The organism is Facklamia sp. P9177 (assembly GCF_050409585.1).
Lineage (GTDB): Bacteria > Bacillota > Bacilli > Lactobacillales > Aerococcaceae > Facklamia.
This window is the reverse complement of record NZ_JBNUPE010000004.1, coordinates 1-13,980: the sequence shown is the minus strand read 5'-3', so window position 1 is coordinate 13,980 and position 13,980 is coordinate 1. Positions and strand designations below refer to the sequence as shown.

Here is a 13,980-nt window from a genome sequence, read left to right as displayed (position 1 = left end):
AAATACTGTTTTATTTTTAATAAAAGGAGTTTGCCTGGATGAAAGAAAAAACAGATACACAAGAAATCATCGCTCAATCATTTCGAGAATTAACACTAAAAAAAGAAAGGGATAAAATTTCAATCACCGATATAATGAAACAAGCAGATTTTCGTCGTCAAACTTTCTATGATTATTTTGATGACAAATATGATTTAGTTACCTGGATTTTTTCGCATGAACTCTATCAATCCATTCAATCAATAATGGATTGGCAAAATTGGGAAGAAATCTTATGGCAACTATTAACTTATCTTGAATCAAACAATAAATATTATCGAAAAATCTTCCTCGATATAAAATTAGATTCTTTTAAAGAATATTTTATTTACTCCATTAAAAAAATAATCAAACAATTAGTAGATGATTATTTCAAAGAGCAGTTTCTTTCGTTAGAAAAAAAGCAAATGATTCAAACAGCTACAGATTTTTATAGCTATGGTCTCTCTGAAAGCCTCTATCATTGGGTCTTAGAAAATTGTGAACCAAATAGTAAACACTACCATGCGATGCTCGTAAAGCTTGTAAACTGTCGAAGCAAATCGAATGAACACACTACTATTTTATCAGGGAAAGGAAAGGATAAGTAATGGCAGAATATATATTATCAATTGATCAAGGAACAACGACGACACGTGCTTTTATTATTGATCGCAAAGGAAATTATATTGGAACTGCGAGTCGAAAATTCCAACAAATTATCCCACAAACTGGATGGGTAGAACACGATCCGAATGTTATTTGGGAAACTGTATGTCATGTTATTGAAGAAGTTATCCAAAAATCTGGGGTTAATTACTCTCAAATCAAAGCACTTGGACTAACGAATCAACGTGAAACAACTGTTGTTTGGAACAAGATAACAGGTGAGCCGATATATAATGCCATTGTTTGGAGTTCTAACCAATCATTAGCTACAATTAATCAATTGAGATCCAGTAAAAATGAAGAATATATTCATAAAACCACCGGACTGGTTATGAGTCCCTATTTCTCAGCCAGTAAGATTCGTTGGATTTTAGATTATCATACTGGAGCGCAGGTTGATGCTGAAAAAGGAGCATTACTTTTTGGGACCATCGATAGTTGGATTGTTTGGAAATTAACTAAAGGAAAGTTACATATCACTGACCATACGAATGCTTCAAGAACCATGCTCTTTAATATTCATCGTTTAGAATGGGATAATGAATTGCTTAAGCTTTTTAATATTCCAAAAGCAATGTTACCCAATGTTTATCCTAGCTCTCATTACTATGGCGAAACAAGTTCTGATCTTTTCCATGGAGTAAAAATACCCATTACAGGGGTAGCTGGAAATCAGCAGGCTTCTTTAGTTGGTCAACTTGCTTTTCAATCTGGACAAGTTAAAAGTACTTATGGTCAAGGGACATTTATTGTTATGAATACCGGGACTGAAGCCAAATTATCAAACAATCATTTACTTACAACCATTGCCTATTCGATCGATGGTCAAATTAATTATGCTTTAGAAGGGGCTGCTTTAATTTCTGGAAGTGCCATTGAATGGTTAAAAGACGGTTTAGAATTATTTGAAACGATTGAAGATTCAGAAAAGCTGGCTCTCATGGCAAATCCAAAGTCTTCCGTCTATTTTCTTCCAACTTTTAAAGGAATTGAAGCTCCTTATTGGGAAACGAATGTCAGAGGGGCTATTTTAGGCATGGATGACTATACGACTAAAAGGGAACTTATCCTTGCTACTTTTGAATCATTAGCTTACCAAGTCTATGACATTATTGACTTAATGGAATCAGATACTGGAATTGCGCTGGATGTTTTACATGTTGATGGTGGCCTTGCTCAAAATAACTTACTCATCCAATTTCAAGCCGATATTCTTAATAAAACAGTTGAACGCGTTGAACGTTTAGAAACAACCGGTTTAGGTGCTGCATATCTGGCTGGATTAGCTGTGGGTTACTGGAAGGATTTAGATGAATTGAGAGCTTTAGTATCCGAGAACGAAGTTTTCCAACCAAATATGAGTCAAACCGATCGCTTTAAAAAACTGAATGGATGGCACAATGCGCTTAAAGCTGTTCGATATTATTCTCAGTTAAGTCAAGATTTCTTTTAATAAAGAACACAAATGAATTTAAGTGGATTTCAAAAATAGCTAAGAAAAAGTTCTTAGCTATTTTTAGAAAGTTCTTAATCTTATCTAAAATACTTTATTATTATTTCTATCCTATCCGACTGATTGAACACCTCTAAAATTTATGGTGTCGATGGAGCCATTCGATTCATTGACACCATTTTTTTATTTTTTTAATAAAAAAGTCATGAATCGCTACCATTAAGTTTCCACAAATAAAGCTAGGAGCATTCACAAAACTCATTCTTATATACGAATGATTATGGAATTAATGTAACAGTTATCTATATGCTGCATCAATTTCCAGAAATCTACTGATCACTAATAAAAAGTTCATCAACCATTGTATCTAAATGCTTTGCCATATTAAAAGCAAGTTGTAGACTCGGATCGTATTTGTTATTTTCAATTGCATTAATTGTTTGTCTGGTAACATTGCACTTATCCGCAAGTTGGGCTTGAGACCAACCCTTCTTAATTCTTAGTTCTTTGATTTTATTATTCATAGATTAACTGAACTTTCTAATTTTTAGTCTTAAATCTATTAAAAATATAATGCAGATTACTGCTAATTCAATTAACGGGTTAGAATGGTAATTGTTAAATCCAACATTATTTTGATAAATCATATACATTGATTCAAAAAACAATATCACAATCCCAATAATGAATGTCTCAGTCGATGCTTCATGTATAATTTTTTGCCTTCTTTCATCCCCTTGCTTAAACACTTCTAGCATCGTCCATATTATTGCTAAAATACACAGAATAAAAACAATTATAAATAACCATAAACCCCAAAAAGTATTTCCCATTTCCATTATTATCTCTCCTTATATGTAAAATTGTTTTGACATATATAGCTTAATTCATTTATCCAAAAATGTCAAATTGTTTTTACATTTATAGTTCGTTTAATAACTACCCATAGAGCAATCATCAAGCTAACTATAGCTAATAGTACAATAAAAGCATTATTGCTCTTATTTTCTTCTACTTTAACAAAGGTTTTTGTTTCTTCAATTTTCTGTTTCGGATTCTTTCTATCAGATGGTTTAGGTGACAATTCTGTAATCTCAGAGTTTTCTCCTAAGCGAATGTCACTTTCTAACTTATCAACCATGTCCCCATTTTCATTAACTTCTCGTCCAGCTAATAATTTCTTATTCAATTCTTCAATACTTAATTGATTCTTTGCTAATGCAGCAATATAACGATTATTTCCAACAAAAATAGTAATGGTAGTTGGAGCTGAATCTGAGTATTTATTTTTGACAGTTAATTCATAAATACCTGGTTTATCATACGTGTTTTTTCCATTGCCTACTGTATTTGAACGTACACTACTTGAAACACTGCCGTCATCATTTTTAGTGATTTCTTTTCTTACAACATCTAAAGTTAAATACTTTGATTGAATAAAATCAACCGTAAAACCGTTATCTGTATAGGCGCCATCCTTTAATTCAGCCCCAGATTCTATATCTCTTGGAAATGCCATTGTATTTCCATTTCTAATTGAGAAGGCAAAATTAATTTTATAATTAGTATAAGAAGGTAGAACATCCACCGATAAAATTTTTCGTGGATTGTTAATAATTTCATAATTCAAGGTAACTTCGTAGTCACCTTCTTGATAAATTTGAATACGGGTATTGGCCCGAGTAGAGGCATTTGCTGCTAAAAAATCAGTATAAATAACCGGATCAAAACTGTGCCCCTCATCATCGGTATATTTCACTATTAAAGTACCATGCTTAAAATTGGTCGGTTTAATTCCCATTGCAACATCATAGCCATTGGTATCTTCTGATATCGATAAGACAGGATTATTGTCCAATCGATTAATGTCTTGATTTAAAGTAAACCATAATTTAATATCATCACCTATCGTCTTTAAAAAGACTGGCTTGCCCTCAATCTGTTTAGCTTCCCTAGTGTATCCATTAATAGTAAAATAACCTAAATCCCAGCCAAAATGAGGATCTTTTGTATCAATTAATTCAGCTTTAGTTATGTCATAACCTGTATCACGACCTATTTTTACTTTTTCTTTAAATTCTTTACGTGGTTTATCCTTGGGAGAAGCATTTGAATCCTCAACTGTTTTCTGATCAATGGCATAAAATTTGTATTCCTCAAATTGATATTTAGTTTCAGTATTTTCAATATCAAAAATAATCAAATCAGTAGGGTCACTCGCTCTTTCTAATTTATAAGTAACCAAAATACGGTAAAATGTCCCATTTATTTGTTGAATGTCATTGGTCGTAAAGAGATATTGTTTGAGTCAAATTTTCTTTTATCATACTCTCCTTAAAACTTGATAATATATTTTTTAAAAACCACTAACCTATCGCTGAGGTCAATCTCATTCAAATAAATCGGTAGTTTTTCTTATAGATTTATAATTTTAACGTATTGAAGCCATAATCATTTTTACTGCTTCCTCGATTTCTATTTCCTCAGTGAGTATTTCTTCTTCGATCCCTTCAAGATAATCTTTTTCATTCCACCATCTTTTTAACTCCGCCTCACCAAACTCATTTCGTTCATCCTTAGTCCGATGTCTTCTGACTGTCTCTTTAAACGGCAACTCATAATAATAAGCAAAGATGTTTTCTGGACCGTATAGTTCTTTAACCTTTTCAAAAAGCGGTTGATACCATTTAGCGTTGAGAATTCCCTCGAGAATAGTCACTTTATTGTTTGCATAGCCATATTCAATTATTGTCTGCAATAATTGAATTGCTTCACTACCCACGCCATCATGCACGCTCAGCATTTCCCTTCTAATAACATCTTGCGCTATCACTAATGTATTCGGTCCAATAGCTTTTTGAAGCTCTTTGGCTAAAGTTGTTTTCCCACTGCCTGAATTTCCTCTGATAATGATTAATTTGGACATACTTTCTCCCCCATAGACTTAATCTAAACCCTTATTTTACTTGCTTATCCTATCTTCTTTAACTCAAGAAACATGTCTACTTCATGACAACCAGATTCTTCTACATTATTGACTTCCGAAAACCCAACTTTTTGATATAGATTCTTTGCTATTTCATTCCCATAGCGATATGTTGTGGTAATTACAGATGCTTGATAGTCTTCTTTCATTATTTTTAACAGTAACTTTAAACCACTGTAACCTAAGCCTAATCCTTGAAAGTTTTTATCAATGGCATAATTCCAAAGAAACCAGCCTTTACTGCTAAATTGTCTAAGCATGGCAAAACCAACTAATTCGTCGTCATTAAAAATATCATAAGCTATGACGTTTTCTTGCTTACACCCATTTTTAATTTTTTCAAGTGAAGAAATTTGGTCGATTTGTTCTTTATTTAGAGAAGTTTTTATTTCATTTGAACGCATAAATTTTATACTCATTGCACACCTCTAAAAACAATCTCAATATTTTAAAACATTCTATTTTTTATTATTATCTCTAGTAAAAAAAGTGCTAAATATGGGTGGGATAAGGTAGCGTCATTTTTTTGTGTAACCTAATATAAGATTATGTAAAAATCTTCTAACTAGATAATATTATAGGCATTATATCGTCATCCCCTATAGGGGATGAAAAATTTTTTGCTTTGACCTTTTCCTTGTATTTCATCTAGCATTTTACTTAGTTCATATTGTACCAGACCAAATCCCTTATGGATTCTAGAAGAAAACTTCGTATTGAATTTTGAAACATAGGTATATAGATACTTTTCTAAAGATCTCTCATGGGGAAATGGTTCTTTTACTTTGGCTTTTCTTTAAGGAAGAGGAGAGATAAGCTCTCTATTTCCTTAATTTGCTTTTATGACCCAAAATCTTAGTGAAAAAAAATTCCCTTAATAACCTATCTATTTCTCTTACATTTTTTATGTTTTTTGTATACTGGAACAAATTATTCAAGACATCTAAACCTTCAATTATTTTTTATCTTCTGAGTTTAGAGTATCAACTATATTTTGATATTTAGTCTTCAAAAGCATTTTTACAATATCTTCAGTTAATGGCTTATACTCAATAAAGGCATCAAATCTTCCAAATACTGGTTCACCAAGGGTAGATTTTATATCTCATAAATTTAAGAAGTTAGATGTACAGATGATAATACTATTTTGCATATCCAAACTGTAATTTTTATCCTCATATCTCCCTTCATCAAACATCTGGTAAAAAGCACTATAAAAAATACTATTTGCTTTATCAAATTCATCAAACAGAAGTACTTTACTTTCACGCTCTAATAAATCTCTTGCTAGTGAAGCTTCTGCATGATTTCCACCAAAAACATAATCAGCAAAAGACTTGTTTTGGTACATAGAGAGCTGTTTTCTAAATAATTTTTCTCCCATTATTTCTGATAAAAATTATGCTGTTTCTGTTTTACCAACGCCTGACGAGCCGTATAGCATGCTGACAACAGGTTTGTTTTGATTATAACCCTTTGCTATCTTATATAAATAAATATTAATTTTCCCTTTTGCCTGCTCCTGACCCAGTATCCGATTATCAAAACGGTCTTCAAAATCCCAAAACTGAGCTTCTTCCATCTGTTTATAAGCATGCTTTGAAACTATTATATCTTCACTATCATATGTTCTTTTTAGTTGATTCAAAATAGAGACTGGAGGATTTTGAAAATACATATCTTTAATGTTAAATTGTTTTTAACAAGCCAACAAAATTATTTATTCCAGATTCGGTAATCCCTGCATATTCATTTGTTCTTGCAACTAAAGTACCTACTTGTGTTTTACCTTCAACTTTCTTTTTCTGGTCAGACATTTTAACATTAATTTCTTTATTTTCACTGTCTGACTCTGAAACCAACCATGTTAATGATTTTGGCCTTTTATCCTTGGGAAGCATTATGTCAAATTCCTTTGTCGTCCCATAAAAGACTTTAATCATGACTAACTCCAGCTAAGATTACATCATATACATTTACCATATCTTTATCTGATTCCATTTCTTCCTTAGCAAGCAGATAACCATCCACACTATCATCTATTTTAAACTCAGATTCAATATTTAGTTTATCTAATGGCATTTCACCAACTTTAACAGCCTGATACGTTAAATTCATTTTGACTAAATCTGCTAATAAATAAGAATTATCTTTTCCTCTTCGTCCTTCTTCTTTATAAGTTCAAAATAGCCCTTCTCTTTCTCTATTTCCGAATCCATGAGTTGAGCATTGATCTTCAACTCACCAGCATCCAAGCTTCCCTCAGTCATAGTCATATAGGGAGTAAGCAATTTGAAATAAGTTAAAGAGTTAGGATATAGGTAAACATTTACGTTTTCAAAGATTTCTATGCCACATTTTTCGAGTGGCAGTTCTAGATAATCAGTTAGAGTAGTGTTATTAATGTCTTGAGATATCAATTGTTCACTACTCTTTCCTAAACCAACTCCACCATCAACATTAATTTTTGCTTTAAACAAAGTTAAGAAATTAAATGTAGTCCCTATCTCTGTATTAAAATTCGCATTCGACTCTATTTTATTTTCTTTTACACTCTCTATTTCTTTAAGAATTTTCCCCTTATTAACCATATAAACCAAATTTGTTACACTTGGTTCATCAAAATATATAATTCGATTAAAATCTAGAATATTCGTTTTATCCTTATTTTTATCTTTTGTGATATATCCTCACTTCTTTTTTTTCTCTAGAAATTCCTTTTATCATCGCCACAATATCATCATTTTTGAGTTGTTTTTTAAATACTACATTGACCCCTTCTTCTTTCATAGCTTCAAAGAATTTTTGAGCAGATATAATGCGTAAGTCTTCATCTTTTCTCAAGGATTTTTCGTCTTTCATATCCTTAGTTTCAACAATAAAGTTTATTTCAGCTTTTCCATCTGATGAATTGATGACATACATAAAGTCAGGACTTGTTGTTCCTCCAGTAAATAGAGGAATCTGAATTGATTTACGAGGGATTTTTCCAAACACTAATACTTCATCAATATCACTACCCATTAGTGTCTGTCTCTCCTTCGGACTATCATAGACAACCGTATCATAAATAAATCTTTCAGGTACATCCACATTGTCATCTCGATAAATTCCTAAAACTCCTTGAGTTATTTGATCAATAACCTCGCCTTTGTAATCGGTCAAGCTTGTTTCCCTTGTATCTATATTTAGTGGTTTGTAAGAAAATTTCTTAAGTAGCTTTTCATCCAGCCATTTATTAAATTGCATAACGATTAAGGAGACCCCCTTTGTCGTAAAAATACGCTCATCTATATCTCCCTTATCTTCTTTAAACTTACACAAGCTTTCATGAATGATACTTACAGATAAGCCTAACTGTCGATTTATTTCTTTAAGAAAATCCCCATAGGAAATCTTATCTTCTACAATATAATAATTAGCTACCCTTTCACGCAGAACAATTTCTCCATCCACTGACTCAGTTCTCATAGATTTTACATCCACAGTTGTATCTCGATAAATATCTCCTTCTAAAACCTTATATAAAGCTTCTCCTAACTCTTCTTTAGGAATATCTTCAAATTTCAAATAGTATTTTTGGTTTACTAGCTTCCATAGATTGCTAATATCTTTGAACTTATCCTTACGTACTTTTACAAATTTTTTCTTCTTAGTGCCATCGATAATTTTATTCGGTTGTAAGTTACTGATTGCCTCTGGATAGTCATTATATAATTGGTCTAACTTGTCTTTATCGATGTTACCTTCAAAATCAATATATTGTTTCATAAGCATTTGACCAAAAATTTCATTTTCACTCTTATTTCTAATTTTGGCAATCTCAGAAAGGAAAGCTTTAATATTCATATTTTGACCTGGTGTATCTGATTGTATTTCACCCAGTAGCTTACTGGCAAATCCTTTTTCTGAATAATCTATCAGATACCTTAAATAAAATTGCTCATCTGCAATACGTCTTCCTTTTTCATCAACAGGCAGTCTAAGTCCCCTACCCACTTCTTGAAGTTTACTGATTTCAGAACCTGATGAACGCAGTTTTACAATTTGAAAGACATTAGGATTATCCCAACCTTCTTTTAGCGTCCATTTAGAGAAGATAAATCTCATGGTATTCCATTGTCCCTTTTCATTATGGAAATTTAAGAGATATTCCTTGTCCCTTAAAATCTTATCCACTTCATTTTTTATATCTTCTTCAGATGTAGAATTATCCTCACTAAAATACCCACCATTGGTTTTTGATATATCTGCTAGAGAGGCCTCAAGGTAAGATTTATATTCAATTAATCTTAGATCATTTGTTTTTTCCATACTTGCTATCTTATTTTTAAGGCTCTGGGATAAAATGTTTTCAAACTTAAGCCTTAAATGGCCAGCTCCACCCTCTTCATCACGATAAGACCTAACTGAGTCTATAAAATAAAGGCTGAGGGTTTTTATTTTGTTTCCTCTTAAGAAGTTTTCTTTTTCTGTTTCCAAATGATTGTAAATAGACTGCTTTAACATAAGTTCTTGGTAAGTTTCGGTATAAATACCCCCATAGACAATATCACCTTTGGCTAGGACTTGACCATTAGACAAGGTCACCCCATAGTTAATGGCTTCATCAGAAGTCGGGCCAATTTCTTCTATGGTGATTCCAGAGAATTCTTCTCCGAAGACGGATAAATTATCTCCCTTGACTAGTCCTTGCGTTTTTTTAGTCTCCTCATCTCTTAAAACACAAATTTTTGGACTCCTCTTAAAACTCATTAGCTTCAGCTTGGTTTCATTTTCCTTTTCCGCCTCAATCATAAAGGTCTCAACTCCCTTAACTAAATTTTGATTAAAGGCCTGGCTTGAACCAAGATTAAATATCAAATTATTAAAGTCCTTATCTTTGCTGCCTTTCTTATCTGGAAAAGTCGCACCAAAACGGATGACACACTGAGGTTTTAGCTCCTTTAACATTCGTTTATAGGCCTGATTTTCTTTTTTAAACCTGTGCGGTTCATCAATAATTACAATCGGTCGAGTAGACCTTAAAGTTTGATAAGGCTGAGTAAAGTTGCCTAAAATCGTTTGGTCATAGTCATCTTTAGCCATAGTAGCATTGGACAAAAGCATTCCTGAAGTCATAAGAAGTACAGAGAATCTATTTTTTTCTAAACTAGTCCCTCGAGCAAATTCAGAAATAGCTGTAGGAAACATTTTTCTTCCCTTAGTCCTCTTCTGAGGCTCTAAAACAGATAGATCTAAACTTTTATTTGGATATAAATCCTGAAAATGTCTCCTACTATAATCTGCCTCTAGGAAACTCTTACTTCCTTCTCTGATAGGTGTAGAAGGAACTAGGACGATAAATTTGTTAAAGCCATAGAGACTATTTAATTCATACATCATCCTTGTATAGCAGTAGGTTTTTCCTGTTCCTGTTTCCATACGGATATCAAGACCTAGATAATCCTCTTCATCTTTTCCTCTCCATTCTCTAGGTATTACCTGCAAGTCTTGGTAGCCACGCCATAATTCTTCTATATTTTCTTTTAATTTCTCATCTTCCAAATCAATAATAGGGTTTTGAAAAAGCTCTTTAGTTCTTGTAATCCTAATATCTCCAAAGGCCTTTCGAATAGCCTTTAAAAAGTCTTCTTGATGAGGAAGTATAGATAACTCAATTGTCATATTAAAACCTCTCAATCAAACTTACATTTTTATTGTTTCTTAAGACCTTTAGGTTCTTTCTAAGCTCGTGAAGCACGTTAAATTGGACAGAATGAACATAGATAACTAGTCTTGTAATGTCTAGTTCTTCATTTTCTATTCTCTTAATAAGACTCATCACATCTTCATCTGTCAGTCCTTCGTCTATAATGTATAAGGACTTTTCAATTTTACTTGCCTTATAATTATTAAGCTTATATTCTTCTGTACTTTGACTAAGGCCATAACCATCTCCACTCAGCCATGTGGCTATGATGCTTTCCTTACCTGAAGAATGTTTATTATCAAAAATAGAGACCATATCATCTGTGATCAGTTTAATTTCTGGTTCAAAATTCTCCAATTCTACTAAAGTTTTTTCCTCTGGTTTTTCCAAATAATAGAGCTTATAACCATAGTCAATATCTGCCATTGTCTCTTCCTTAATCTTGGCCGCCGCCTTTTCTATTCTCGCCCTACTGATTTCATCAATTGTTCTATAACCTGCCTTATAGGCTGGTTTGTTCTTTTCAATTTTCTCTGGCAGTTGAACCATAATATATTTACATTTACTTAAACCTTTTTGAGAATTTAAAAGCATTGCAGAATCAGCAGTAGTGCCAGATCCTGAAAAGAAGTCTAATACATAAAAATCTTCATCAGCTATTAAACTGATTAATAACCCAATAAACTCACGATTCTTTGGTGCATCAAAATATAATTTTTTACTATCAAAAAGTTGTTTAAGATAAGTTCCCGCACCTGTTGTAGTTAAATCAATATTAAAGTCTTTTTGAACTCCGTTAACAATTGCATTGTATTTTCTATTAGTCAATTGACTTTTCATTCTTATAGTATCATTATAGTTTTTTTCATATATTTTTTCACCAGCATATTCTAAAGCATCGTCATGATATAATTCCATGAATTTCGTCTTTGTATAAGTATTTTCTACAAGTTTTCCTTCATTAGTAGAAAAATATTTTCTATATCCATGTTTCATTAAATCCATTCTACACTCATTTATATTTTCAGTTGCTAGTTCTATTTTATTGTTAGATCTATTATAGTAAACAGAATAATTTTTCTCGGAATTTGGATTGGTCACATGATTATTAAAAGAGTTGTCCCCTACTAATACTCTTTTCCCGCTGTTATGAACCCATCTTCCATTCTCATCTTTAGTCATATCAGAAGATTTTTTTGGTATAACTTCATGAAAATAAGATTTATCAATATTTTTCGCATACATATGCAAATATTCTGAACTTACAGAAATATAATCTGAGTTTTTTCTACCCTTCGGATTGTTTTCAACTGATAGAGTTGAAATAAAGTTTTCTTCACCAAAAATATCGTCACATATTAATTTTAAATTTGCCTGTTCATTGTCATCAATAGATATAAAAATAACCCCATCTTCTGACAGTAAATCTCTTGCTAGAACAAGTCTTGGATAGATAAAAGTAAGCCAGGCAGAGTGAGTACTCTTACCTGCAAGATTAAGTATTCTTTGAGCCTCCTCCTCAGTGATTCCTATATTTCTAGAAAGTTCTTCTGCATTAAATTGGAAATTATCAGGATAGACAAAGCCATCAGATCCCGTGTTGTAGGGAGGATCGATATAAATACATTTTATTTTCCCTCCATAGGATCCTAGTAAATGCTTTAAGGCATCTATATTATCTCCTATAATATATAGGTTCTCACTATCTTTATTTTCTTCCTTTAAGTTATGGTCTATATCTGGAGCAAGATAAGTTTCGGTTTCTAATGAGCTTAGGTACTTAGCATAGGACTTACCTAAAAACTCCAAACCATAGCCCTCTTTTGAAATGTCAATTTCTTCCTCCTTTAATAAATCCTGAAATTTATCCAACTCAAATTCCCCTTCTTTATTAAAGAATTGTGGAAAGTTTTCTTTTAATTTTATTAATTCCCTACTGTTAGGTCTTATCTCTTTATTGTCTTGAATTTTTTTACCTATCATGCTTATCCTCCCTATTACCTATCTCAATAATATCTTTAAAATCTACATCTAGCTTTATACAAATCCTATATAAAACTTGCATGCTAACGAATTCTCCTTTTGTCATCTTGGCTACAGTTGCTGGTGATAAACCTACTTCTTCCATCAATTCCTTTTTGTTCATGCCCTTGTCTATCATGACTTTCCAAAGTCCATTATAATTAATTTTCATTGTCTCCATCCTTAACTAATTAGTTTTTATTTGAATTTTTAGTATATATATGCGAAGTTTTCATATAAATTATTATATCATACCTTTATATGCATTTTTAAAGCTCATCATGGTTTGATTGAGGATGTTAAACAACAAAAAACGGTGCAGTCCGAAGACCACACTGCCATCTTATCTTTCTGTTTCTATTTTTTTATCTGCCTTTTCCGACTCTTTGCCCTTATCCTCTGTCTTGTACTTCTTTATAACTCCAAGGATGGATTCTTTTTTAGGACTTTTCTCCTGGCCTTTCTCTTTTGCTTTTAAGAGCTTTGATGATAGAACCCTTGTATTTGTGTATTCTTTTCCATTAGCACCTAGTGTGTTCTTTGTTTGCCCAAACACTCTCATAAAATCTCCCTGTTTAAGGCTTTCCATTCCTTTTGCTTTTTCTCCATAGGCTGAACAAGAGTGGTAATTCTTTCCTCCCTCCTTATCATTAGAAACCAAGGTAAAGTTAGCCACCTTGAGTTTCTCTCCTTGATTATCCTTTATCTCTAATAGTTCCGGATCTTTGATAAGATTTCCTACGACATTGATTAAGTCCTCTCTTTCTTCTTTTATCGTAGCTTCTTCCAGTAAACCTTCTTCTTTATATTCTATAATAAATAGGGTTGATGGAAGAAAAACTCTTCCTTCCATCCTATTTTTTGCTACATAAAAACACAGAAGTCCAATCTATTAAAAGTGGTAACTAAAATAGAAAGGACTCTGTGCCAGGACTCATGATATACGAACATTACTCACTATAAAAGACCCTAACGTAAAATTATCTGATCATTGTGTGGAAAATATCTAAAATAAGCTTCACATAAAGCGTACACTGACCTATCCTGTTGATAGCTGTCTTTGTTGCCAAAAGGAAGGAGTTGTCGTTAAAAACGGCACACGCTCCTCTAGAATCACCTACTTAGAAAGTGCAGGGCAAG

At 32.3% G+C, this 13,980-nt stretch carries 16 protein-coding genes; 2 read left to right on the top strand and 14 right to left on the bottom strand.

All coding sequences use genetic code 11. The features are described 5' to 3' along the window. The first annotated feature begins 38 nt into the window (after positions 1-38). Positions 39-629, top strand: a complete 591-nt coding sequence (gene dhaS, locus ACQV18_RS02835) for a dihydroxyacetone kinase transcriptional activator DhaS (protein WP_428874041.1) — start codon at positions 39-41, stop codon at positions 627-629. After that, entirely contained in the window at positions 629-2,140 is a 1,512-nt protein-coding gene (glpK, locus tag ACQV18_RS02830) for a glycerol kinase GlpK (protein ID WP_428874040.1), read from the top strand. Before dhaS ends, glpK begins: the two co-directional genes overlap by 1 nt. Before the next feature lie 329 nt (positions 2,141-2,469). Here glpK and ACQV18_RS02825 read toward each other — a convergent pair whose 3' ends face one another. The 14 genes from ACQV18_RS02825 to ACQV18_RS02760 all read right to left on the bottom strand — a co-directional run bounded on the left by ACQV18_RS02825 (position 2,470) and on the right by ACQV18_RS02760 (position 13,693). Further along, complete coding sequence (locus ACQV18_RS02825) at positions 2,470-2,664, bottom strand: helix-turn-helix transcriptional regulator (RefSeq protein WP_428874039.1); 195 nt, start codon at positions 2,662-2,664, stop codon at positions 2,470-2,472. A 3-nt stretch (positions 2,665-2,667) separates the two neighbouring features. Next, on the bottom strand, positions 2,668-2,979 hold the full coding sequence (locus ACQV18_RS02820; RefSeq protein ID WP_428874038.1) for a hypothetical protein: 312 nt from the start codon (positions 2,977-2,979) through the stop codon (positions 2,668-2,670). Positions 2,980-3,044: 65 nt separating this feature from the next. Then, positions 3,045-4,385, bottom strand: a complete 1,341-nt coding sequence (locus tag ACQV18_RS02815; RefSeq protein WP_428892532.1) for a hypothetical protein — start codon at positions 4,383-4,385, stop codon at positions 3,045-3,047. 186 nt (positions 4,386-4,571) lie between these two features. Beyond that, the gene (locus ACQV18_RS02810) at positions 4,572-5,066 is read right to left on the bottom strand and encodes an AAA family ATPase (RefSeq protein ID WP_428892531.1); all 495 of its coding nucleotides are present in this window, start codon (positions 5,064-5,066) and stop codon (positions 4,572-4,574) included. Positions 5,067-5,110: 44 nt separating this feature from the next. Next, a complete protein-coding gene (locus ACQV18_RS02805; protein ID WP_428892530.1) occupies positions 5,111-5,545 on the bottom strand; it encodes a GNAT family N-acetyltransferase in 435 nt (144 codons plus the stop codon). Positions 5,546-6,231: 686 nt separating this feature from the next. Then, positions 6,232-6,510 (bottom strand): AAA family ATPase, encoded by a 279-nt coding sequence (locus ACQV18_RS02800; protein ID WP_428892529.1) that lies wholly within the window; start codon positions 6,508-6,510, stop codon positions 6,232-6,234. A gap of 15 nt (positions 6,511-6,525) precedes the next feature. Then, complete coding sequence (locus ACQV18_RS02795; RefSeq protein WP_428892528.1) at positions 6,526-6,774, bottom strand: hypothetical protein; 249 nt, start codon at positions 6,772-6,774, stop codon at positions 6,526-6,528. Between the two features lie 40 nt (positions 6,775-6,814). Then, positions 6,815-7,069, bottom strand: a complete 255-nt coding sequence (locus ACQV18_RS02790) for a hypothetical protein (protein ID WP_428892527.1) — start codon at positions 7,067-7,069, stop codon at positions 6,815-6,817. Then, positions 7,062-7,244 (bottom strand): hypothetical protein, encoded by a 183-nt coding sequence (locus ACQV18_RS02785; RefSeq protein ID WP_428876335.1) that lies wholly within the window; start codon positions 7,242-7,244, stop codon positions 7,062-7,064. Before ACQV18_RS02785 ends, ACQV18_RS02790 begins: the two co-directional genes overlap by 8 nt. Positions 7,245-7,258: 14 nt before the next feature. Then, positions 7,259-7,756 (bottom strand): DUF6414 family protein, encoded by a 498-nt coding sequence (locus tag ACQV18_RS02780; protein ID WP_428892594.1) that lies wholly within the window; start codon positions 7,754-7,756, stop codon positions 7,259-7,261. Between the two features lie 40 nt (positions 7,757-7,796). Beyond that, complete coding sequence (locus tag ACQV18_RS02775; RefSeq protein ID WP_428892526.1) at positions 7,797-10,793, bottom strand: type III restriction-modification system endonuclease; 2,997 nt, start codon at positions 10,791-10,793, stop codon at positions 7,797-7,799. Between the two features lies 1 nt (position 10,794). Then, positions 10,795-12,801, bottom strand: a complete 2,007-nt coding sequence (locus ACQV18_RS02770; RefSeq protein WP_428892525.1) for a DNA methyltransferase — start codon at positions 12,799-12,801, stop codon at positions 10,795-10,797. Then, a complete protein-coding gene (locus ACQV18_RS02765; protein WP_428876332.1) occupies positions 12,791-13,012 on the bottom strand; it encodes a helix-turn-helix domain-containing protein in 222 nt (73 codons plus the stop codon). The genes ACQV18_RS02770 and ACQV18_RS02765 overlap by 11 nt, the downstream gene beginning before the upstream one ends. 171 nt (positions 13,013-13,183) lie before the next feature. Beyond that, positions 13,184-13,693 (bottom strand): single-stranded DNA-binding protein, encoded by a 510-nt coding sequence (locus ACQV18_RS02760; RefSeq protein WP_428892524.1) that lies wholly within the window; start codon positions 13,691-13,693, stop codon positions 13,184-13,186. Between the last annotated feature and the right edge of the window lie 287 nt (positions 13,694-13,980).